The 20111-nt window shown below is 34.5% G+C and carries 17 protein-coding genes; 9 read left to right on the top strand and 8 right to left on the bottom strand.

The features are described from left to right. The 6 genes from ACE94K_RS16355 (at nucleotide 1) to ACE94K_RS16330 (ending at nucleotide 5174) form a co-directional block, all read left to right on the top strand. Complete coding sequence (locus ACE94K_RS16355) at nucleotides 1-756, top strand: SDR family NAD(P)-dependent oxidoreductase (RefSeq protein WP_378174685.1); 756 nt, start codon at nucleotides 1-3, stop codon at nucleotides 754-756. 38 nt (nucleotides 757-794) lie between these two features. Continuing rightward, nucleotides 795-1559: an enoyl-CoA hydratase/isomerase family protein gene (locus ACE94K_RS16350; protein WP_378174682.1), complete on the top strand. Its 765-nt coding sequence runs from the start codon at nucleotides 795-797 to the stop codon at nucleotides 1557-1559. Nucleotides 1560-1602: 43 nt separating this feature from the next. Then, on the top strand, nucleotides 1603-2607 hold the full coding sequence (locus ACE94K_RS16345; protein WP_378174679.1) for an NADP-dependent oxidoreductase: 1005 nt from the start codon (nucleotides 1603-1605) through the stop codon (nucleotides 2605-2607). Nucleotides 2608-2729: 122 nt separating this feature from the next. Further along, a complete protein-coding gene (locus tag ACE94K_RS16340; RefSeq protein WP_378174676.1) occupies nucleotides 2730-3707 on the top strand; it encodes an NADPH:quinone oxidoreductase family protein in 978 nt (325 codons plus the stop codon). A 140-nt stretch (nucleotides 3708-3847) separates the two neighbouring features. After that, nucleotides 3848-4585 carry a 3-oxoacyl-ACP reductase FabG gene (gene fabG, locus ACE94K_RS16335; protein WP_378174673.1) on the top strand — a complete coding sequence of 246 codons (738 nt, stop codon included), beginning with the start codon at nucleotides 3848-3850 and terminating at the stop codon, nucleotides 4583-4585. Between the two features lie 121 nt (nucleotides 4586-4706). Beyond that, nucleotides 4707-5174: a MaoC family dehydratase gene (locus ACE94K_RS16330; protein WP_378174670.1), complete on the top strand. Its 468-nt coding sequence runs from the start codon at nucleotides 4707-4709 to the stop codon at nucleotides 5172-5174. A gap of 47 nt (nucleotides 5175-5221) precedes the next feature. On the opposite strand, the gene ACE94K_RS16325 is transcribed toward ACE94K_RS16330, so the two are convergent. From ACE94K_RS16325 to ACE94K_RS16315, 3 genes are all read right to left on the bottom strand, one after another. Next, on the bottom strand, nucleotides 5222-6214 hold the full coding sequence (locus ACE94K_RS16325; protein WP_378174667.1) for a T9SS type A sorting domain-containing protein: 993 nt from the start codon (nucleotides 6212-6214) through the stop codon (nucleotides 5222-5224). 235 nt (nucleotides 6215-6449) lie between these two features. Then, complete coding sequence (locus tag ACE94K_RS16320) at nucleotides 6450-9113, bottom strand: hypothetical protein (RefSeq protein WP_378174664.1); 2664 nt, start codon at nucleotides 9111-9113, stop codon at nucleotides 6450-6452. Next, complete coding sequence (locus tag ACE94K_RS16315; protein ID WP_378174661.1) at nucleotides 9103-9870, bottom strand: DUF805 domain-containing protein; 768 nt, start codon at nucleotides 9868-9870, stop codon at nucleotides 9103-9105. Before ACE94K_RS16315 ends, ACE94K_RS16320 begins: the two co-directional genes overlap by 11 nt. A gap of 171 nt (nucleotides 9871-10041) precedes the next feature. Here ACE94K_RS16315 and ACE94K_RS16310 point away from each other — a divergent pair, with 171 nt between their 5' ends. Both ACE94K_RS16310 and ACE94K_RS16305 read left to right on the top strand, forming a co-directional pair. Next, nucleotides 10042-10866 (top strand): alpha/beta hydrolase, encoded by an 825-nt coding sequence (locus ACE94K_RS16310; RefSeq protein ID WP_378174659.1) that lies wholly within the window; start codon nucleotides 10042-10044, stop codon nucleotides 10864-10866. A gap of 236 nt (nucleotides 10867-11102) precedes the next feature. After that, a complete protein-coding gene (locus tag ACE94K_RS16305) occupies nucleotides 11103-11504 on the top strand; it encodes a C39 family peptidase (protein ID WP_378174655.1) in 402 nt (133 codons plus the stop codon). A 51-nt stretch (nucleotides 11505-11555) separates the two neighbouring features. Here the strand turns inward: ACE94K_RS16305 and ACE94K_RS16300 are convergent, their stop codons facing one another. Further along, complete coding sequence (locus ACE94K_RS16300; RefSeq protein WP_378174652.1) at nucleotides 11556-13436, bottom strand: histidine kinase dimerization/phospho-acceptor domain-containing protein; 1881 nt, start codon at nucleotides 13434-13436, stop codon at nucleotides 11556-11558. Between the two features lie 438 nt (nucleotides 13437-13874). On the opposite strand from ACE94K_RS16300, the gene ACE94K_RS16295 reads away from it, so the two are divergent. Further along, complete coding sequence (locus tag ACE94K_RS16295) at nucleotides 13875-15086, top strand: hypothetical protein (RefSeq protein ID WP_378174649.1); 1212 nt, start codon at nucleotides 13875-13877, stop codon at nucleotides 15084-15086. 11 nt (nucleotides 15087-15097) lie between these two features. Here the strand turns inward: ACE94K_RS16295 and ACE94K_RS16290 are convergent, their stop codons facing one another. Genes ACE94K_RS16290 through hutI form a run of 4 tightly spaced genes read right to left on the bottom strand, consistent with a single transcriptional unit; the run spans nucleotide 15098 to nucleotide 20109 of the window. After that, on the bottom strand, nucleotides 15098-15742 hold the full coding sequence (locus ACE94K_RS16290; protein WP_378174646.1) for a hypothetical protein: 645 nt from the start codon (nucleotides 15740-15742) through the stop codon (nucleotides 15098-15100). 55 nt (nucleotides 15743-15797) lie between these two features. Then, nucleotides 15798-16751 carry a formimidoylglutamase gene (gene hutG, locus ACE94K_RS16285; protein WP_378174643.1) on the bottom strand — a complete coding sequence of 318 codons (954 nt, stop codon included), beginning with the start codon at nucleotides 16749-16751 and terminating at the stop codon, nucleotides 15798-15800. Nucleotides 16752-16799: 48 nt separating this feature from the next. After that, the gene (locus tag ACE94K_RS16280) at nucleotides 16800-18830 is read right to left on the bottom strand and encodes a urocanate hydratase (protein WP_378174640.1); all 2031 of its coding nucleotides are present in this window, start codon (nucleotides 18828-18830) and stop codon (nucleotides 16800-16802) included. Between the two features lie 28 nt (nucleotides 18831-18858). Continuing rightward, nucleotides 18859-20109, bottom strand: a complete 1251-nt coding sequence (hutI, locus tag ACE94K_RS16275; RefSeq protein WP_378174637.1) for an imidazolonepropionase — start codon at nucleotides 20107-20109, stop codon at nucleotides 18859-18861. Nucleotides 20110-20111: the final 2 nt, after the last annotated feature.

Here is a 20111-nt window from a genome sequence, read left to right as displayed (position 1 = left end):
ATGCAAGTAAAAGATAAAATAGTCATAGTGACTGGAGCAGGCTCAGGAATAGGAGCAGCCACAGCAAAACATTTTGCAAAATACCAGGCTACCGTTGTGGTTTCTGATATAAAAGAAGGAAAAGCCAAAAGCATTGCCGACGAAATTAATAATGGAGGAGGAAAAGCAGTAGTGGTTGCTGCTAATGTAGCTAAGTTTGAAGAGGTAGAACAACTGATCAATACTACCGTAGAGCAGTTTGGGCAGCTAGATGTGATCGTAAACAATGCTGGCATTGGTCCCAGAAAAATGACAAAAACAGGAGAATACTCTTTAGAAGATTGGGATAGTGTCATTGCAGTAAATCAAACAGGAGTATTCTATTGTATGAAACTTGCATTACAACAAATGATGAAACAAGGTCACGGAAATATTGTAAACCTTGCTTCATTAGCAGGTTTAAAGGCATCATTGAATAATCTTTCCTATAGCGCCAGTAAATTTGCGGTGGTCGGAATGACTAAATCTGCAGCATTAGAATATGCTACTAAAAACATCCGTATTAATGCCGTATGTCCTGGATATACAGAATCTGCTTTATTAAGCAAATTGTTATCAGTAAGACCGGATATGGATCAGATGCTAAAAAGTGTGATTCCGATGAAACGATATGGACTCGCTGAAGAAATAGCTGAAGCTGTTGTATGGCTGGCTTCTGATAGTACCAAATTCATTACAGGACAAACAATTACTTTAGATGGTGGAACCTCTTTGTAAAACTATTAATTAATCATTTAATCAAGCTATAACCAAGAATGCAAACCATTAGAATTGAAAGAAAACACAATTACGCTATTGTTCAGTTACATAGAGGCAAAGTAAATGCGATTAACCATCAAATGACTAAGGAAATAAGGCAAGCTTTTTCGGATTTAGAAATTGATGATGCTGTTAAAGGAGTCATTATCACTGGAACTCCACATTTCTTTTCGGCAGGGTTGGATGTAATCGAGCTATATAGCTATGATGAGTCAAAAATGAATGAATTTTTCAATGATTTTGGTGGAATGTATATTCAGTTGACCAAGTTTACGAAACCGTTTATCTGTGCGATTACAGGATATGCTCCAGCAGGAGGTTGTGTCATTGCGATTACTGCTGATCACAGAATTATGGCTGCAGGAGAAAAGTATACTATTGGATTAAACGAAGTAGCGGTGAATATTCAGATTTCTAATAATCTAATTAGAGGATACTCGTATTGGTTAGGAGAAGGAAAAGCAAACGAATGTATTTTAGGAGGAAAATTATTGAACGTAAACGAAGCTTTGACCTCCGGATTAGTGAATGAAGTGTGTGATTTAGAAGAAGTATTGCCAAAAGCTGAAGCCAAAATGAAAAAATATTTGCAGGCTGATGAAGACATCTTCAAGAATACTAAATATAAACTCCGAAAAGATTGGTTGGAGAATATGGAAGATGATCCCAAAGTGGATCTGGAACAAGCAATTTCACTTTGGTGGAAACCAGAAATAAGAGCCAAAATGAAAGCTTTTGTAGAGAGTCTTCAGAAAAAATAATAAAAACTTAGAATTTATAGTAAAACATAATAATAACACAAAAATGAATAAACAAATCATCTTAAAAAATCGTCCTGAAGGACTACCAGATAAAAATACTTGGGAACTGCAAGACAACCCAATTCCAGAACCTGCAGAAGGAGAAATATTGGTGCAACATCATTATATATCATTAGATCCAGCTATGAGAGGTTGGATGCGAGAAGGTAAATCGTACATAGAACCTGTAGAATTAGATGATGTTATGCGTGCCGGTTCTATTGGCAAAGTAATAAAATCAAATAACCACCCTAAATTTAAAGAAGGAGATTATGTAACAGGTTGGGGCGGCGTACAACAATATACTGTTACCAATGGTGATAATTGGTATGCTGTAGATCCAAGTTTAGCACCTTTGCCAATGTATATCGGTACTTTAGGAATGCCGGGAATGACAGCATATTTCGGAATTTTAGAAGTGGGTAAGATTAAAGAAGGAGATACGGTCTTAGTTTCCGGAGCTGCTGGAGCTGTTGGTAGTGTGGTTGGACAAATCGCAAAAATCAAAGGCTGTCGTGTTATCGGAATTGCAGGTGGAAAAGATAAATGTGATTATGTGGTAAATGAATTGGGCTTTGATGCTGCAATTGATTATAAATCCGAAGATATTTATGAGGCGATCAAACGAGAATGTCCAAAAGGAATTGATGTGTATTTCGATAATGTAGGAGGAGAGATTCTGGATGCTGCACTATCAAGATTACGCATGCACGCACGAATCGTAATTTGCGGAGCTATTTCACAATATAATAATATGGAAGATATGAGAGGGCCTAAAAATTATCTGTCATTATTAGTAAATAGAGCAACAATGCAAGGAATGGTAGTGATGGATTATGCAAAAGACTATGGCAAAGCAGCCAGAGAAATGGGTGGTTGGCTAGCACAAGGAAAGCTAAAAAGCAGAGAAGATATTTATGAAGGAATTGAGAATTTCCACGAAACGTTCTTGCGTTTGTTTTCCGGAGATAAAATGGGAAAACTAATATTAAAAGTTATTGAAGAGTAATAAAATCCGTCGATTCGAGTGCTTCGACCATAGGAGAAGTGTATCGAGAATAGGATTTTGAATAAAAATTATATAAATAACAATGAGTTAACTCAATCACTCAAAATACTCACAAACCAACTATGAAAGCAATAGTTTGTAAACAATATGGATTACCAACCAATCTGATACTGGAGGATCTTAAAAGTCCAGAACCAAAAGAAAATGAAGTTTTAATTACAGTAAAAGCTTGTGGAGTGAATTTTCCTGATACTCTGATCATTCAAGGGTTATATCAGTTTAAACCAGAACTACCATTTACTCCCGGAAGTGATGTGGCAGGAGTGGTAAAAGCAGTTGGATCACAAGTAAAACATCTTAAGGTAGGTGATGAGGTTTTTGGATTTGTAATGCAAGGTGGATATGCAGAAGAAGTTGCTGTACCGGCTAATGTATGTTTCAAAAAACCTCCAAAAATGGACTTCCCGATTGCTGCATCTTTTATGATCGCTTATGGAACATCGTATCACGCATTAAAAGATAGAGCAAAGCTGAAAGAAGGAGAAACGTTGTTAGTTTTAGGAGCCTCAGGTGGTGTTGGTCTTGCTGCTGTAGAATTAGGAAAGTTGATGGGCGCTAAAGTAATCGCTGCTGCATCCTCTGATGAAAAATTGAAGCTATGCAAAGAATATGGCGCCGATGAAGTGATTAATTATACCGGAGAAGATTTACGATCCAGAATTAAAGAACTAACTGGCGGAAAAGGAGCTGATGTGGTATATGATCCTGTAGGAGGTGATTATTCAGAATTTGCATTAAGAGGTACAGCGTGGGAAGGTAGATACCTGGTAATAGGTTTTGCTGCAGGAAGTATCCCAAAGATTCCCTTGAACCTAACATTGTTAAAAGGTTGCTCAATCGTAGGTGTGTTTTGGGGTAATTTTGCAATGAAGACTCCTAAGAAAAATATGGAAAATACTATGCAATTAATGCAATGGTTAGGAGAAGGAAAATTAAAACCACATATCCATAAGATATATCCGTTAGAAGAAGCTCCTAAAGCTCTGGAAGAAATGATGGATCGAAAGGTGAGAGGCAAAGTTGTGATTCAGTGTTCATAATCAGATTGATAACAGAATGGATATAGAGCTGTCACACTGAGCTTATCGAAGTGTTGTCGAAGCCTATCCGAAACTTGTGTTTTGTTGCACTTCGACGGGCTAAGTTTGACACCGAAATATTTTATAAATAACTAAAAAAAATGAGATTAAAAGATAAAGTAGCAATTATTACAGGTGGCGCCAGAGGAATAGGAAAAGCAGTTTCAGAATTGTTTGCGCAAGAAGGTGCAACAGTGATCATCTGGGATTTATTAACTGAAGGCGAAAGCGTTGCTAAAGAGATTGTGACAAAAGGTCAAGTAGCAGAATTTACAAATATTTCTGTGACTGATAAAGCGGCAATAGAGGCTGAAGCCGAAAGAATCCATAAAAAATATGGTAAAATAGATATCTTGATCAATAATGCTGGTATTACTAAGGATCGTACGCTTCATAAAATGAGTGAAGCCGAGTGGGATGCTGTAATTGATGTAAACCTGAAAGGTGTTTTTCTATGTACACAAGTGGTTTCTCAATATATGAAAGAAGCTGGGTATGGTCGTATCGTTTCTGCGGCATCGAATGTTGGGTTACGAGGTAATTTTGGACAAACAAATTATGCAGCAACAAAAGCAGGAGTCATTGCCATGTCTAAAACATGGACGATGGAACTTGGTAAATATGGGATTACAGCAAATGCGTTGGCTCCTGGTTTTACACTCACTGAAATGACTGAACAAATTCCGAAAGAACATCTGGATGGAATAAAATCTCAAATTCCACTTAAAAAAGCAGCGATACCGTTAGATATAGCCTATGGATATTTATATCTGGCATCAGATGAAGCTTCTTATGTTTCGGGTATATGCCTTACGATTGATGGCGGGATCTCAAGATAGAATTGATAATTTTTAGTTTTAGTTGTTGAAATTTAAGTTGTTAGGTGGGATTATAATGTTATTGTAACACTGAGCTTGTCGAAGTGTAATGTTAGATAAAGAGTTTACCAAAGAAAGAACCATGAATAAACTAATCTGTAAAAACTTTGAAGAGTTTAAAACGTACGAGGGTAAATCATTACCAATAGGGGAGTGGCTTACAGTTACACAAGAGATGATCAATGCGTTCGCAGAAGCTACACAGGATTTTCAATGGGTTCATGTGGATCTGGAACGAATCAAAAAAGAATCTCCTTTTAAAAAGCCAATCGCACACGGATTCTTGTCAGTCTCTTTACTATCTAAAATGTTAATGGATCTGATTCAGATAGAAAGTTTAGCGATGGGAGTTAATTATGGACTGAATAAAGTGCGATTTCCACATCCGGTTTTGGTGGATAGTAGATTAAGATTGCATAGCAGTATCCAAATGATCGAGCCTTATGCTGAAAACGGGCTAAAAATCACGTGGGATTGCTCTGTAGAAATAGAAGGTGTTGATAAACCTGCTTGTGTCGCAGAATTTGTGTCTTTGATGTTTGAAGGATAATACTCTTTCAAACATAAGAGATTTTTATGTTTATTAACTATTAAGTATTAACTTTTAACAAATTTAAGTGTTTGGTTATTATCAAATTTGATCAGATAGATTCCCTGTGAGTAGTTTTGAATATTAATTCTTTCATTTTTGTTAATAATACCTTCTTCTATTTTGCTACCCAGCAGGTTATAAATTTCATACTTTTTATCAGACGTTATACCAGAAAGATAGATTACATCTTTAGATGGATTAGGGAACAGTTTTAATTTCGTAGCAGATTGAAATTCATCTGTACTAAGTGTAGCTCTTGTAAACTTATAAATAGTTCCATTTGGAATTACACCATTTAGAAAAGTATTGTTATCTACTGTCGAAAGCACGACGGTTGGGTTAGTAGGGTTACCGGATAAGAAAGTGGCATTCTCTTCAATAACGTCCGTTTCAAAGTTATAAGCAGGAATTAAAACAATTGAGGAGCCAGTTTCTCCATCAAAAGCCTGACTTGGATTAGAGATAGAATTAGGACCAAAATGAATTTCTATATCATTAGATCCTTCAAATAACCACAATTGGAAATTTGTAAAATCAGTAGAAATCCCATCTGCTAATATATCCGAAAGGAAACCTACATTATTCCATTCAATTTTTAATATTCTATTTCCGGCAGAACCTTCAACCAAGTACGAGATGTTTGATAATGAACCAGTAGTGGCATTTGGATTGTTATCGTCATAAGCTCTATCGACAATATCTGCTCCATAAACAACCAATGCAGGTAGAATTCCTGTTTCATTTGGATTAGATGTTAATCCAGCTCCAAATCCCCAGTCATCGATGTAAATTTGATTTATGGTAATGTCAAAATAGTCAAAATTAAAGCCAATAGGAATTTCAAACTCAGGATCATCCCAAGGTGCTGTATTGTTTAAAGATGTGCTATTGGTTAAGTTAATATATGTACCGGTAGACGTGCTTAATTCATAAGACTGAGAGTTTACAAAGAAGGATATCCCGCAAAGAATTAATGTAAGTATTTTTTGTGTGCTCATAATTGAATAAGTAACGATTTGTATTCAAAAATAAGATCACTATTTTACTAAATCATTGGATTGTGCTTGAACAGCAGAATATTGTGGATGAATATGAGTTAATTTAGGGAATTAGGATACATCATTATTATAATCTTTTCTGAATAAAAAATGTTAATCTAGAATAAAAGAATACCCAACTGTTATAACTATTTTAGACTACTTGGAGAATCTGTGTCCATTTTTTGGAGTTATTTTATTCCTCTGAATCTTCCTCTATTTCTTCCTTTATTTCTTTTCCTTGCACGTTTAGTTGCTTGTCTAAAAAATATAAACCATTCATGGTTTCCTCATAAATTAATTCTGCAGCGCCATCTCCATTCTCAGTGAGATTGCCATTTTTATCATAGTATTTTATAGTTTGTATAAGACCTGAAGAAGCTCGGGTATATTCGTATTCTGCTATACCAATTCTGTCATTAACTAAATTAAGATCTGTGTCATAGGTACTTTCTTTAATCATTAAATCAGAGTCATTATACTCATAAGCTACCTTATGATATCCACCAGATCCCATTGTTGGCCTACTTGTTTTATCAAAGTATTCATAAGAGATAATCTGTCCGGCTTCGTTTAATGTCTTTTTTTTATAAAAAACACCGTCTTGATCATTTATGGGTTTATCAAATCTATCATAGTTTTTAAGGCCAACATAGCGTTGTTGTTTGTCGTATACGTATTCTATCGCACTTATGCCATTTTGATACGTAGTTCTTTTGTTTTTTGAATTGTAATAAGTTTCGCGTGTAATATTTCCATATTGGTTATATGTATAATGGGTAATACAGGCCCCTTTAATTAGTCTGTTTTGTGTATCAAATTCTTTAACAAGCGTATCTTTGCCAAAAAGATTATATTCATATAATGTTTTAAATACTCCATTTAATAGAGCTGGCCTCATCTTTTTATCGTAGTTGGTTCTTTCTGTAAGAAGGTTATCTTTATTATAGGTATATAGATTAAAAGTAATATTTTGGTTGGCTTTTGCCAAAACATTTTCTGATTGATAATAAGTAGTTTTTGTTTTATTGTTACGATCATCATATTCCCATCGGATGATGGCTGCATCCAGATTGTATGGCTTCAGGTTTCCTAAAGAATCTAACCTTTTTTCTTCAATTAAATTACCGTTATTATCATAAGCATACTCGTATATTTCAATTCCATCCTCTGATATTGCAAAACATTCATTTTCGTCTAAAAAGTACTCACGGATTATTTTATTATTTTTGTTTAAATATTGCTTTTTAATAGCATATCCAAAATCGTTATTAAAAGTAGTATCGTATACATCAATATTTAAAATATTGCGAATAGAGTCGTTGACGTATTCATATTTACTGGCACCATTCCTATTGTCGTCAAATGCTAAAACATAACCATCATAATATTTGGCGGTAAATTCTAATCTATTTTTATAACCATAATCCCATACTTGCATGAAGTAATCATCATTTCCAATAACTGGTAATTCCAGTGCGTTATATCTTTTAACAGAGGTGTAATTGTCATTTAGATCATAAGTGTATTTGTAAATGCAAATACCTTCTTTATTTTCTATTTGATTACCATTTATATCGAGATTCACAAATTGGATTAAATTTCCTCTTTCATCATATGTATAATGAAGATTGTACTCTGTTAAATGGGTAGCAAATCCTCCATCTTTATTGTACAATCTTGTTCTTTTTATCTTATGATAATCGTCTATAACATAATCATATATAGAAATATAATCTTTGTCATTCATGGGTTGATTTTCCAAATCAAAATTAGAAATTTTGATAGTCCTACCTTCCTTATCAAATTCTCTTCTTTCGTGAAAAACAAGATCATTATTAGTAGTTAATTTTCCATTGTTGTCATAATACGTAGAATATAGGCTCTTAGTTTTTGGATTGTATTTCCAAAAAGCTTTATGTACAGATTTGTATTCAACAGGGCTGTTATGAGCATCGTAATAGGATATAGTCATATCGTTATTACTATTCTTAACTGTTTTTGAAATAGATCTGTTTAAAACCGTATTTGGTGTCATATCACTATTGAAATAATGCATCTCAGACGTCGAATCTGTAGGTTTTATTATTTTAGTAATTGCAGTTTTGAAAAGACCTCCATTAGCAAGTTCTCCATTTTTGAAATACTTAATAATTACCTCATTGTCATTACGTTCAACTTTATAACATTTTCCGTTGATACAGTCTGTTTTGCCGATTGGGTAAGAAGTAAGAATTTGATGATCTAATGTGTGATAAACATATCTAAAGTATTCAGTTTCTTTTTTAGTAAAGTCATAGTAACTATAAATATTTGGATTTTTATAGTAGTAGGTTTCACGCAATAAATCATCAATTTTTAATTCCCAAAACCGTTGTTTTTTGTAATCCATATTATGTTCAGAAACCTCATCATATTCTCTTTGCATCTTTGCTCGCTGTAAATCAAATTTATCATACAAATCTTGAAGTGTACCCGGTGAAATATTCTCTAATCCTTTTTTCACTATTTCCTTACGTAATAAACGTGCGTGATATTCTGTGATATTAAAATGATACTGTTCATGCTTTAATAACTGAGCGTCAAATACAGAATCTTTTAACCTTTCTGATTGATTAGGATCCATAAATGCATACACCAGAGAATCCTCTTCGTTAATCATTCTTGGACAGAAAATTTCAGAGAATATAGTAGCATCGTACGCATCGTTAATTTTTTCTACTTCCTGAAAATCAGACCAATTGACCGATCGATCTGACCATTGAACCATGTCGCTTAGTTCAACTTTGTTTGTATAGCCTACTATAAAGATTAAAATTAATAGTACCAGAGAAGCATATAAATAATGTTTAGTTTTCATACGCTATTTCCTCCTCTCTTTTTTTAAAAAGTGATTTATATATTATAAAAGGAACATAGGTAAAACCCCAGAGTAGAATTGTTAAGAATATTGTATTAGCGATGTCATCCCATTGAAAAGAATAATAATTAAAAGATAAGTTATAGGCATATATGCTAAAAGCAAGTAGGGCAGCATAAGTCAACCTTTGTCTTAATAAATAAGCATTTAGTTCTGGCAAAGGACGTTTCTTATTCGCTATCAGTAATAATAAAAAGTAACAGACCAATAGTGACATAGCAATGCACAAATATCTAAAAAGGTCATTTTCTACATAATTGTTAAAAAGTTGAATAAGTAATGTATTTAATAAAGAAAAGAATAGTATTTCTGTGAGTAAGTCTATATTTGATTTCCCGGGAGGTAAGGTTATTCTTAATTTGAATGGTTTTCGTTTTGTAATAGGAGCATCAATTTCTTTAGGATTATAACCATACTTATTAGCACCGTAATTCCCTTCACCAAAGAGCATGAATAGTCCGTAAAACGGAATTATCTGAAAAAAACCACTATTACCCAAGTCGTGACAACGTTTAGCTCCCTGTGCTAAAAGGAACCAATATGATGGTATGGTCATTAATATTATAAGAGATTCAGCTTCTGGTATAATTTCGGTGATAACTCCTAACAAAAAAAAGGATGCCAGGAATATAATATAGCTTAGACCATATTCTAGTCTTCGTATCCTTCCAGAGAAGGAAAAAGGATTTTTAAACATACTTTTGGGGCGTAGGTTATTTTAATAATTTGCGAATATAATTATTTTTTAAGAAATGTGAATTTCCCCATATTTTTTTACCTTCTTTAGAGTGACATGTCAAATACAAAATATTATATTATGTAATAATTCTAGGATGTTTTGATAGCATATTTATAGTATATTTAAATCATGCAACATCACGAATTCTTTTTTGATTATAAAAAACACAAACTCTTTGGGCAATATTGGTTACCTAAAGACTGTAAAGCCATCATTTTATTGGTACACGGTATGGGGGAGCATTCTACTAGATACACCGATTATGTAATTCCTGAGTTATTAGCAAAACATATAGGTATAATTACTTATGATAATTTCGGACACGGTAAGAGCAGTGGTAAAAGAGGACATTGTCCGAGTTACGAAGCATTAATGGAGGTAATTGATATAGTATACCATAAAGCTAAAGAAACCGTAAGCGATCTTCCAATTTTTTTATATGGTCATAGTATGGGAGGGAATCTGGTAATTAATTATATATTGAGAAGCGATCTTAAGGTTGCAGGAGCCATTTTAACTAGTCCGTTTTTGCGTTTGGCATTTCAGCCGCCTGCTTGGAAAATGATGATGGGTAAACTATTTCAAAAAATAGCACCTTCAATTACATTGCCTTCCGGGTTGGATGCAAACGCTATTTCCAGGGTACCTGAAGAAGTAGAGAAGTACAAAAATGATCCTTTAGTGCACGATAAAGTGAGTCCTAATTTCTCTTTACCAATCATAAAGGCTGGTAAGTGGGTAATGACCAAGGCTTCTCAATTAGAAACTCCTATTTTATTAATGCATGGAACTGCTGATCAGGTAACAAGCTATGCTGCGAGTCAGGAACTTTCGGAACAAACAGATTATATCGATTTTATTCCATTTAAAGATGGTTACCATGAACTTCATAATGACCTGGATAAAGAAAAATTAATAACAACTGCTGTTTTCTGGATAGAGGATAAAATGTAAATATTTTAATTATTTAAGTTCTTTTTGTAAGGGCATTCATACCTGTTTATTATTGTGACGCTCTTGGTTTTTACGTACTTTTAGAAATAACAATAGTATACTTGTATCAAACCCTACCAACATTTAAATAAATACACGTAAATTATATCATGGAAGAAGTTGTTAATATCAAAAGTAAAAAAATCTCAGTATTTGATATCATTCCTGAACAGCAGATTGGCATGAGCAATTGTTAGGTGGCAGCGCTTTCTATGGCAATGCTGAGTTATGGAGTGTTTAAGTCAGAGAAGCAATTGGATAAAATTCTTGAAGCAAATAACCAAGGCTTAGATTTATTTACACTACATCCACAACTATCTTCGCATTTTAGTTATATAGATACAGAGTACAGAAGTGAGATATATGGAAACGATCCAAAATTAACCTTAGAAGAAATCCAAGGTAAAATAGATAATGATCGTCCAGTCCTTATTGGAACACAAAATTATGGTGGCTTTTTAGCACATGCACTATTAATCATAGGCTACACCGATGATGATACCGTGCTTATTATAGATCCCTGGGTAGGGTCTATAAAAGAAATTGAACACAAAGAACTTGTGAATTATTGGGTAGAAACTATAATTTTTAATAGCTAAACTCTGAAATACTTTTTTAGAACTTCACTTTTTTAAAATTTGATATTTATATCAAACCTTGTTATATGGTATTGTGAAGTAGAAAATGGTACCCATATCTTTTTTACTTTCTAACCAGATTTTACCTCCAAGCATTTCGGTGTAAGCCTTTGCAATCGATAATCCAATACCAGCTCCTTCTATAGCATAATTATTTTCTATGTCTGCCTGAACAAATCTCTCGAAAATTGCTTTTTGGCGATCTTGGGCGATACCCATACCTGTATCTTTTACGAAAAACTGTAAGAATTTCTCTTTAACTTCATAGCCAAATGAGACAGAGCCTTCTGGAGTGTATTTAAGAGCATTTTTAACCAGATTAGTAAGTATGGCATTAAATTTTTCTTTATCCGTTTTAATGACTGCATTTTCCTCGGATAATGAATTGTTATAGGATAGTTGGAGTTCTTTTCTGTCTGCTTCTGGTTTAAAAAATTGGTATAAATAGGTTACCTGTTCGTTAATGTTTACTTCAGAAAGAAAAACTTTTACTTGTCCCGACTCAATTTTAGAGATATCAATAATATCTCTAATAATATTGAGCATACGGGCACCACTTTCTTCGATTAAACTTATATATAGTTGTTGCTCATCTCCCGTAAGTACTGGTTCTTTTAAAAGTTCTGCAAAACCCAAAATTCCGTTCATCGGAGTTCTAATTTCGTGACTCATGTTGGCTAGAAAAGCAGATTTTAATCGATCACTTTCCTCTGCTTTATCTTTCATTTTATTTAACTCTATTTCATAGAGCTTCAATTCGGTGATATCAGTGGTAGTACCTACATAACCGATTATTTCGTTTTTCTCATTATATTCAGGGATTGCTTGTCCTAATACCCATTTGATACTACCATCGGGTCTTAAAAATCGATATTCTGCGTGCGACGAATCCCTTCTTTTAGCATCATCATACCATCCGGATTTCAACTTTTTTCTATCTTCGGGATGTACTGCTTTTAGCCATCCATCATCCATAGCTTCTTGCTGTGATAGACCGGAAATTTCACACCATTTTTCGTTTACAAAAGTAGTTTTGCCATTGGCTTTGGTCATAAAAATGCCAACAGGAGAAATATCTGTTAGCGTTTGGTATCTGCTTTCGCTTAATTGTATTACTTTTTCAGCCTCTTCAAATTTTTGACGATAGGTAAGAGAGTGATAGACATCTTTGAAACTGGAATACATGTTTTCTGAGGCTTCCTTTTGCACGTATTTTAGATATATCGTGAATAATATTCCATAATAAAAACTCATGGTTATTTTGGATACCAATCCTGAAATAAGGAAATTCATAATGCTATCAGAATTCCAAAAACCAATCACACTAAACAATACGGCATCAAAGACAAGGACAAGCAGCATAGTCAAAAAGACCCTAAAAAATAAGCTTTTTATATGTTTGGAAATGTATTCGAATATAAAAATCACTAAAATTGAATCCACAAACAGTAATAACGTTCCATAAACCAAAAGAAAAACATTAGTATTAAAGAAATCTGAAAGCATTGTAAAGGATACTTGATGCATGCTCGAATCCTGTAAATTTATTCCGAAAAGTAGGAGTAGGATAACAATCATAAGATTGGCAGTCACCAATGCATAAATAAGTCTTCTGGTTAATAATGCATCTTCTTTTATATAAAATATTAATACAGTAAATAAAGTAACTGAAAACAGAACAGATGAACCAGGAGAGACAGTAATACCATCAAATATTTCAAAATACATCGTGGTAGCGGTAAATACCTGGATAAACTGAAACATACCTAAAGCGGTAAATAATAGACCATTTCCCGTAACTTTTCGAAAGTGGAATAGGACAAGAACTAAGAAGGAAACAACGAATCCTTGCAGAAGAAAAATGGATATTTGATAATAATTAATTGCTTCCATAAAATATAAAGCATCACCTATACATTAAAGTAGCTAAACTATAGTTTGCTATTGGTAGAGGCTGAAAGATGATCAATGTGTGCAAATCCGTAAAGGGAAATTTATTTAATCTGTATTTTTCGAAGATACAAAAGTAATTGGATTTTGGGGGTTTAAAAAAAGCTAAGTTTGTCAAAATGTATTGGGTACATAAAAAAAAGATATTAATTCTTTTATTAACCCTATTTTCAGGGGTAATTATTGTCTTTTAAAACGATACTTTTGATAAGTAAGTCCATCTATTGTATTTAATTAAATAGGATTTTTGATCAAAAGTTGTTGCTTATCTGAATGTGTGATATTATGAAAACTGGTATTCTTTTAACAAAACTCTTTTTTTGCATCTTTATTTTTGGTTGTAATTTAGAAAAAAACGAAAAAGAGAGGCAATTCAAATCTTTGGCAGATCAACAAGACCAAACACATCCCGGTACCGGTGAAGCAGATAGAAAAGAGGTGAAGCTAACATCCCAAAGAAAAGCTCCCGCCTATCCTTTATTTTCGCTAGTTAAAAATATAAAAGCATCTTCAACTCTTAGAAGCCGTAACGTTTCTGCGTTCTCTTATCATCCAACAAACTTATATGATAAATCTATTGAAACTGCCTGGTTCGAAGGTGTCGAGGGTGATGGTATAGGAGAATATATTGAAATGGAATTTTTTACACCTATCGATATTGCTACAATCACAATTAGTAATGGATACGGAAAATCTGAATCTTTATTTGATAAAAATGGAACTGTAGAAGAATTAGCAATAGTAACGGAGGGCAATCGTACAATTATCAAACTCGAAAAAGTTTCTGAACCTCAGCAATTTGATTTGTTTTTAAAAAACGTTTCAAAAATGAAGTTTATCATTAGGTCTGTCTATCCAGGTACAAAGTATAAGGATACCGGTATTTCAGAGATTAGCCTTGAAAGTGAATTGTATTTTAGGTCCAATGCAGGTATAGCCGAAAAAGAGCTTTTGGATTTACACAAGTATTATCGGTCATACTCCGGAGGGGATTATGATAATCCAAAACATAAGTTGATCCATCGCTTGTCTCCTGATCAATTTGAAAATTTTTTGAACTCTGAATTCGAACCGCCGGTTTCTAATGCTGATATGGCAGATAGACTATATTTCATGACAGAAGAAGTTTTACAAAATCATAGTCTGATTCCAGTTTTTCTAAATGTTGCCTCAAAAAAAAACAGAAGTGTGTTTTATGCATATGCGTCAAGGGATCCATATGTAGCCGTTGCCGAAAAAATCTGGAAAGATAACCCGTCTGGGATCCCATTTCTCAAAAAACATTGGGAGGAGAAGTCATATGAGCGATTCTATTATATACTAAGTTTAGGAGATACTCGGGTTATTCCGGAGTATTTGGAGATTATTAAACTCGAAGGGATATGGCATGAAGCTTGTTGTGAGCTAATGCCTTCGGAAATTTTGATAGCAAAGGGAGATTGGTATACTTCTTTTAAGATTCAGAGGTTTTTAAATGAGAACGGGATGACAAGCGAGGAGGATGCTATTTCTGAATTTGGCACCTCAGTTTATCCTGAATTATCAAAAGCTGCTGACTCCCTGTATATTCGTTTTGGGGAGTATGGAGGCTAAGGTTTTAATTTTTACACTCTCTTTTTTTTCGAGATTTTTCTTCTCCAATAAATTACAAATAGTAAGGTAATAGCAGAAGGGGTTAACCAAACCCATAAGGTACTCGAATTTAATGCTGCTAATAAAAATGCGGTAACCGCAGCTCCATAAGCACCCGACATCTTGCCAATATGATTAGATAAATAAGCTGTAGGGTTTGTTTTAAAGGTTTTATAAAGCTTAATGTCCCTTATACTAGCCATAATACCAAAACCACCAAAAAACAGAAATAAAGTACTTTTGGGTATCTCCTGAAGGCGATGATGGATACCTACAGCAACCATTCCTATAAAAACTACCCCCATAACACTGGTAATCAAGATATCTGTTATACCTAAAATATGATTTTTCTTAAACCGAAGTACACGATTTCCTGAAACAACCAGATAGATGGTAAAAATAGAAAGAAGATGGAGAAGTAGATTTTCATGGTTGGGTAACAGTGTAATCGGAATTGCTATGGCAGCACTGATCAGCATGGTGATCGAAAACACAATGCCTGCTTTTTTATGATAAAATCTTCCTTTTTTGCCAATGATACTTATAAGGCCTGATACTAATGCTATTGCACCAAAGAAAGCGTGAATGTAAATAAGTATAAGTACTGTTTGCTCCATTGGTGATACCGAAATATCGCATAAAGATAAATAAATGGGAAAACAGTAAAGAAAGTTATTTAGAAGAAATAAACTTCATAATGTAGTAAGCCAGTCTTGCTGCTAATCGGGCAGTACAATTATCGATATCATACTTTGGGTTCAGTTCTACAATATCAGAGCTGATTAATTTACCGGATTTGCAGATTTGTTCAATAACGACTAAAGCAATATCTACGGAAAAACCAAATGGAGAAGGAGCACTGACTCCAGGGGCAAACGCAGAAGAGAATCCATCTAAATCAATAGTTAGATAGATGTGATCTACTTTACTCATAAAAGTATCAATTATTGATGCAATATGCGTTTTATTCTCTAAAGTAAAATCAATATTATTCATATATACTACTCCGAGTCGGTGAGCTGTTTCAAATAGCTCTTTATTGTTTGATTCTTCCTGAATCCCTAGACAAAGGTATTTGAAATGATCGTTCTCCTGAGCAATTTGATAAAACGGCGTTCCCGAATTCCCTTCATTTTTTATCGCTCTTAAATCAAAGTGAGCGTCCAGATTAATGATTCCGATAGTAGCATTATTCAAGTGTTTTTTAATTCCGTTAAAATGTGCGTACGCTAAATCATGACCACCCCCTAATATTATTGTAAAATATTTATTATTAAGTATTTGAAATACTTTATTTGAAGTGTAAGTTTGAGTGTATTCCAACTCGTTTTGGTTACAAATAATATTACCAGCGTCTATAATTTGGGTATTTTTATCAAAATGATTTGACAATGATGCCATCATTTTTCTGATAGCATCCGGAGCTAATGCTGCACCAACTCTTCCTGAGTTTCTTCGAACTCCTTCATCACAAGCATATCCTAAAATAGCGAAAGAAGTAGTTTGATTTTCAGGAAGTTCTTCGTTTTCTAAATCAATAAAACTTACTCTTTCGCGTAGATATAATTGATTCTCTGAAGATCGTCCCGTCCAAACGATAGTATCAGTCTTTTTGTAATTGTTCATTGGGTGTAATAAGCTTGTGTGTAAAATACTATATAAATGTATAAGTTGTTATAATAAATCATCTAAGACATTGTCATTTAAGATGTTAGGAATTGTTACTTTAAGTTTTGGTGTACGTTTCATTTCTCTTTTAATAGCGAATAGAGCTTCTTCATTTCGTGCCCAACTTCTGCGAGAAATACCGTTATTTACATCATAAAATAACATATTTTTTAGTTTTCTCGAAGCTTCATCAGATCCATCTAATAAGAGTCCAAATCCACCGTTGATCACTTCACCCCAGCCAACTCCGCCACCATTATGAATAGAAACCCAGGTGGCTCCTCTAAAACTGTCTCCAATAACATTATGAATCGCCATATCTGCAGTAAATTTACTACCATCATAAATATTACTGGTTTCTCGATATGGAGAATCTGTGCCGCTTACGTCGTGATGATCTCTACCCAACACAACAGGAGCTGTTATATCTCCTGTTTTAATGGCTTTATTAAACGCCTCAGCAATCTTTGCCCTCCCTTCGGCATCTGCGTATAGAATTCTGGCTTGAGAGCCTACAACAAGCTTATTTTGCTTTGCCTCTTCGATCCAAGTAATGTTATCTTGCATTTGCTGCTGTATTTCTTTCGGAGCTTCTATCTTTATTTCTTTCATAACCCGTAAGGCAATTTTATCTGTTTTATCCAAATCATCAGGATCGCCAGAGGTACAAACCCATCTAAATGGACCAAAACCATAATCAAAACACATTGGACCTAGAATATCCTGTACGTAAGACGGATATTTAAAATCAATTCCGTTTTTGGACATAATTTCAGCACCGGCACGCGATGCTTCTAAAAGAAATGCATTTCCATAATCAAAGAAGTAAGTACCTTTTTCAGTATGTTTATTAATTGCTTTTGCATGTCTCCTTAGTGATTCCTGAACCTTAATTTTGAAGGTTTCCGGATCACTGGCAAGCATGTTGTTTGCATCTTCGTAGCTCATATCTACCGGATAGTATCCGCCGGACCATGGATTGTGTAAAGAAGTCTGATCAGATCCCAGATGTACATAAACCTCTTCTTCATAAAATCGCTCCCAGACATCTACAATGTTACCCTGATATGCTATAGAAACTACTTCTTTATTTTGCATGGCTTTTCGGGTTCGTATTACCAAATCGTCTAATTGATCAATAATTTCATCCACCCAACCTTGTTCATATCGTTTTTGTGCTGCATCCGGATTTACTTCTGCACACACAGTGATGCATTTGGCAATATTACCTGCTTTTGGCTGGGCACCACTCATTCCACCTAAACCTGCAGTTAGAAATATTTTTCCAGCAGAATTTTCATCTGGTTTCAGTGTTTTCCTGAAAGCGTTCATCACCGTAATAGTAGTTCCGTGCACGATACCTTGCGGTCCAATATACATATAACTTCCTGCCGTCATTTGACCATATTGAGTAACACCTAAGGCATTGTATTTTTCCCAGTCATCGGGTTTAGAGTAATTTGGAATCATCATTCCATTTGTAACGACTACTCTAGGTGCTTCTTTTGATGAAGGAAACAATCCCATAGGATGACCAGAATACATATGTAAGGTTTGATCTTCCGTCATTGTGGCCAGATAATGCATCGTAAGAAGATATTGCGCCCAATTCTGAAATACAGCTCCGTTTCCGCCGTAGGTTATTAATTCATAAGGATGTTGTGCTACAGCCGGATCGAGATTATTCTGTATCATCAACATAATTCCGGCAGCTTGTTTGGTTTCTGCAGGATACTCGTTGATGGGTCTGGCGTACATTTCATAATCCGGCATAAATCGGTACATATAAATTCTACCCAACTCATCGAGTTCTTCCAGAAATTCTTTAGCCAATTCCTCGTGCCAATCAGTGGGGAAGTACCTCAACGCATTTCTAAGAGCTAGTTTTTTCTCTTCGACGCTTAAGATTTGCTTTCGTTTTGGAGCTCTGCTTATCTTGGAGTTTAAAGTTTTTTTTGAAGGAAGATATTTGGGAATACCTCCTAAGATTTGGTCTTTGAAAGTTGTCATATTATATGCTGTAATTTCTAATCCCATTTAGGATTATTGAAATGTTTTTTTGTTTTTAATGTTCTGTGTATACTACCTCTCCACATTTCCATACTTGTGAAGGAGCAAGTTTGCCTTGGTGATATAGGATTTCATTGTAATGATCTGTAGAAAAGAGGCAAAAATCTCCTAACATTCCAGGGGCTAATTTGCCACGGTCTTTAAGTTTTAAGGCTGCTGCCGCTCTGTATGTGATTCCTGCTAAAACTTCGGCATTACTTAATTTTTGAAAAGCCCCTAAGATACATGCCTGTGTCAGCAAATCTCCCATAGGAGCTGATCCCGGATTCCAGTCACTGGCAATGGCTAAGGCGCCTCCGGCATCAAGAATCTTTCTTGCAGGTGTAAAATCACATCCTAAACCTAATGAAGCTCCGGGTAAAGCTACTGATATAACATCACTATGAGCAAGCATCATAATCTCTTTATTGCTACTGGCTTCTAGATGATCCGCACTTATGGCATTAACTTTTATCGCAATTTCACTACCACCAGTAGTGAACTGATCCGCATGAACCACAATATCGAATCCCATTTCTTTGGCTTTTTTTAAATATGGTTCTATATCTTCTTTAGAAAATGCACTTTGCTCTACAAAAGCATCAATTCTGTTGGTAAGGTTTTCTTCTTTTAGTAGAGGAAATAGCGTTGATGCCATTTCATCGAGGTATTGCCGATGATTTCCGTTATAATCTTTGGGCAACATATGAGCAGCTAAACAAGTAGCGATGAGATCTGATTCTAAATGTAAGTTAGCTTCTTTTAATGCTCTTAACATCTTAAGTTCTTCTTTTATAGAAAGTCCATAACCACTTTTTACTTCTACAGTGGTGATTCCATTTTTAAGAAGATGATTGGCCCTTTTTACAACAGCATGACAAAGTTCTTCTTGGCTCGCTTTTCTGGTTTGAGTTACTGTATCCCAAATTCCTCCCCCTGCTTTCGCTATCTCTAAATACGACTTACCAGCATTGCGCATTGCATAGTCATTTGCTCTCGAACCTGAGAAACAAATATGAGTATGAGCATCAATAAATCCGGGAACACAAACGTAATTCGATTGTAATTCTATGATTTCTGCTTCAAAACTTTTGGCAATTTCTTTTAAATCAATAAAGTTTCCAATAGAATGAATACGATCATCTTCGATCAGTATACCCGCATCAAGGATTACAGGGAGCTCATCGTCTTTTAAAGCGCCCTTAATTGGTAATCCATCCAAGGATATCAATTGTTTGACAGGACCAATAAGTTTATACTTTGTCATAA

This window comes from Aquimarina besae (assembly GCF_042434905.1).
Taxonomy (GTDB): domain Bacteria; phylum Bacteroidota; class Bacteroidia; order Flavobacteriales; family Flavobacteriaceae; genus Aquimarina.
The sequence above is the reverse complement of the archived record's forward strand: the minus strand, read 5'-3'. Positions and strand labels throughout refer to the sequence as shown.

Excerpts from the sequence above, each read along its gene's own strand:
- ACE94K_RS16350 (WP_378174682.1), top strand. The coding sequence starts at position 795 with ATGCAAACCATTAGAATTGAAAGAAAACACAATTACGCTATTGTTCAG.
- ACE94K_RS16340 (WP_378174676.1), top strand. The coding sequence starts at position 2,730 with ATGAAAGCAATAGTTTGTAAACAATATGGATTACCAACCAATCTGATA.
- ACE94K_RS16300 (WP_378174652.1), bottom strand. The coding sequence starts at position 13,436 with ATGGAAGCAATTAATTATTATCAAATATCCATTTTTCTTCTGCAAGGA.
- ACE94K_RS16320 (WP_378174664.1), bottom strand. The coding sequence starts at position 9,113 with ATGAAAACTAAACATTATTTATATGCTTCTCTGGTACTATTAATTTTA.
- hutI (WP_378174637.1), bottom strand. The coding sequence starts at position 20,109 with ATGACAAAGTATAAACTTATTGGTCCTGTCAAACAATTGATATCCTTG.
- fabG (WP_378174673.1), top strand. The coding sequence starts at position 3,848 with ATGAGATTAAAAGATAAAGTAGCAATTATTACAGGTGGCGCCAGAGGA.
- hutG (WP_378174643.1), bottom strand. The coding sequence starts at position 16,751 with ATGAACAATTACAAAAAGACTGATACTATCGTTTGGACGGGACGATCT.
- ACE94K_RS16290 (WP_378174646.1), bottom strand. The coding sequence starts at position 15,742 with ATGGAGCAAACAGTACTTATACTTATTTACATTCACGCTTTCTTTGGT.
- ACE94K_RS16325 (WP_378174667.1), bottom strand. The coding sequence starts at position 6,214 with ATGAGCACACAAAAAATACTTACATTAATTCTTTGCGGGATATCCTTC.
- ACE94K_RS16355 (WP_378174685.1), top strand. The coding sequence starts at position 1 with ATGCAAGTAAAAGATAAAATAGTCATAGTGACTGGAGCAGGCTCAGGA.
- ACE94K_RS16280 (WP_378174640.1), bottom strand. The coding sequence starts at position 18,830 with ATGGGATTAGAAATTACAGCATATAATATGACAACTTTCAAAGACCAA.
- ACE94K_RS16330 (WP_378174670.1), top strand. The coding sequence starts at position 4,707 with ATGAATAAACTAATCTGTAAAAACTTTGAAGAGTTTAAAACGTACGAG.
- ACE94K_RS16345 (WP_378174679.1), top strand. The coding sequence starts at position 1,603 with ATGAATAAACAAATCATCTTAAAAAATCGTCCTGAAGGACTACCAGAT.
- ACE94K_RS16310 (WP_378174659.1), top strand. The coding sequence starts at position 10,042 with ATGCAACATCACGAATTCTTTTTTGATTATAAAAAACACAAACTCTTT.
- ACE94K_RS16315 (WP_378174661.1), bottom strand. The coding sequence starts at position 9,870 with ATGTTTAAAAATCCTTTTTCCTTCTCTGGAAGGATACGAAGACTAGAA.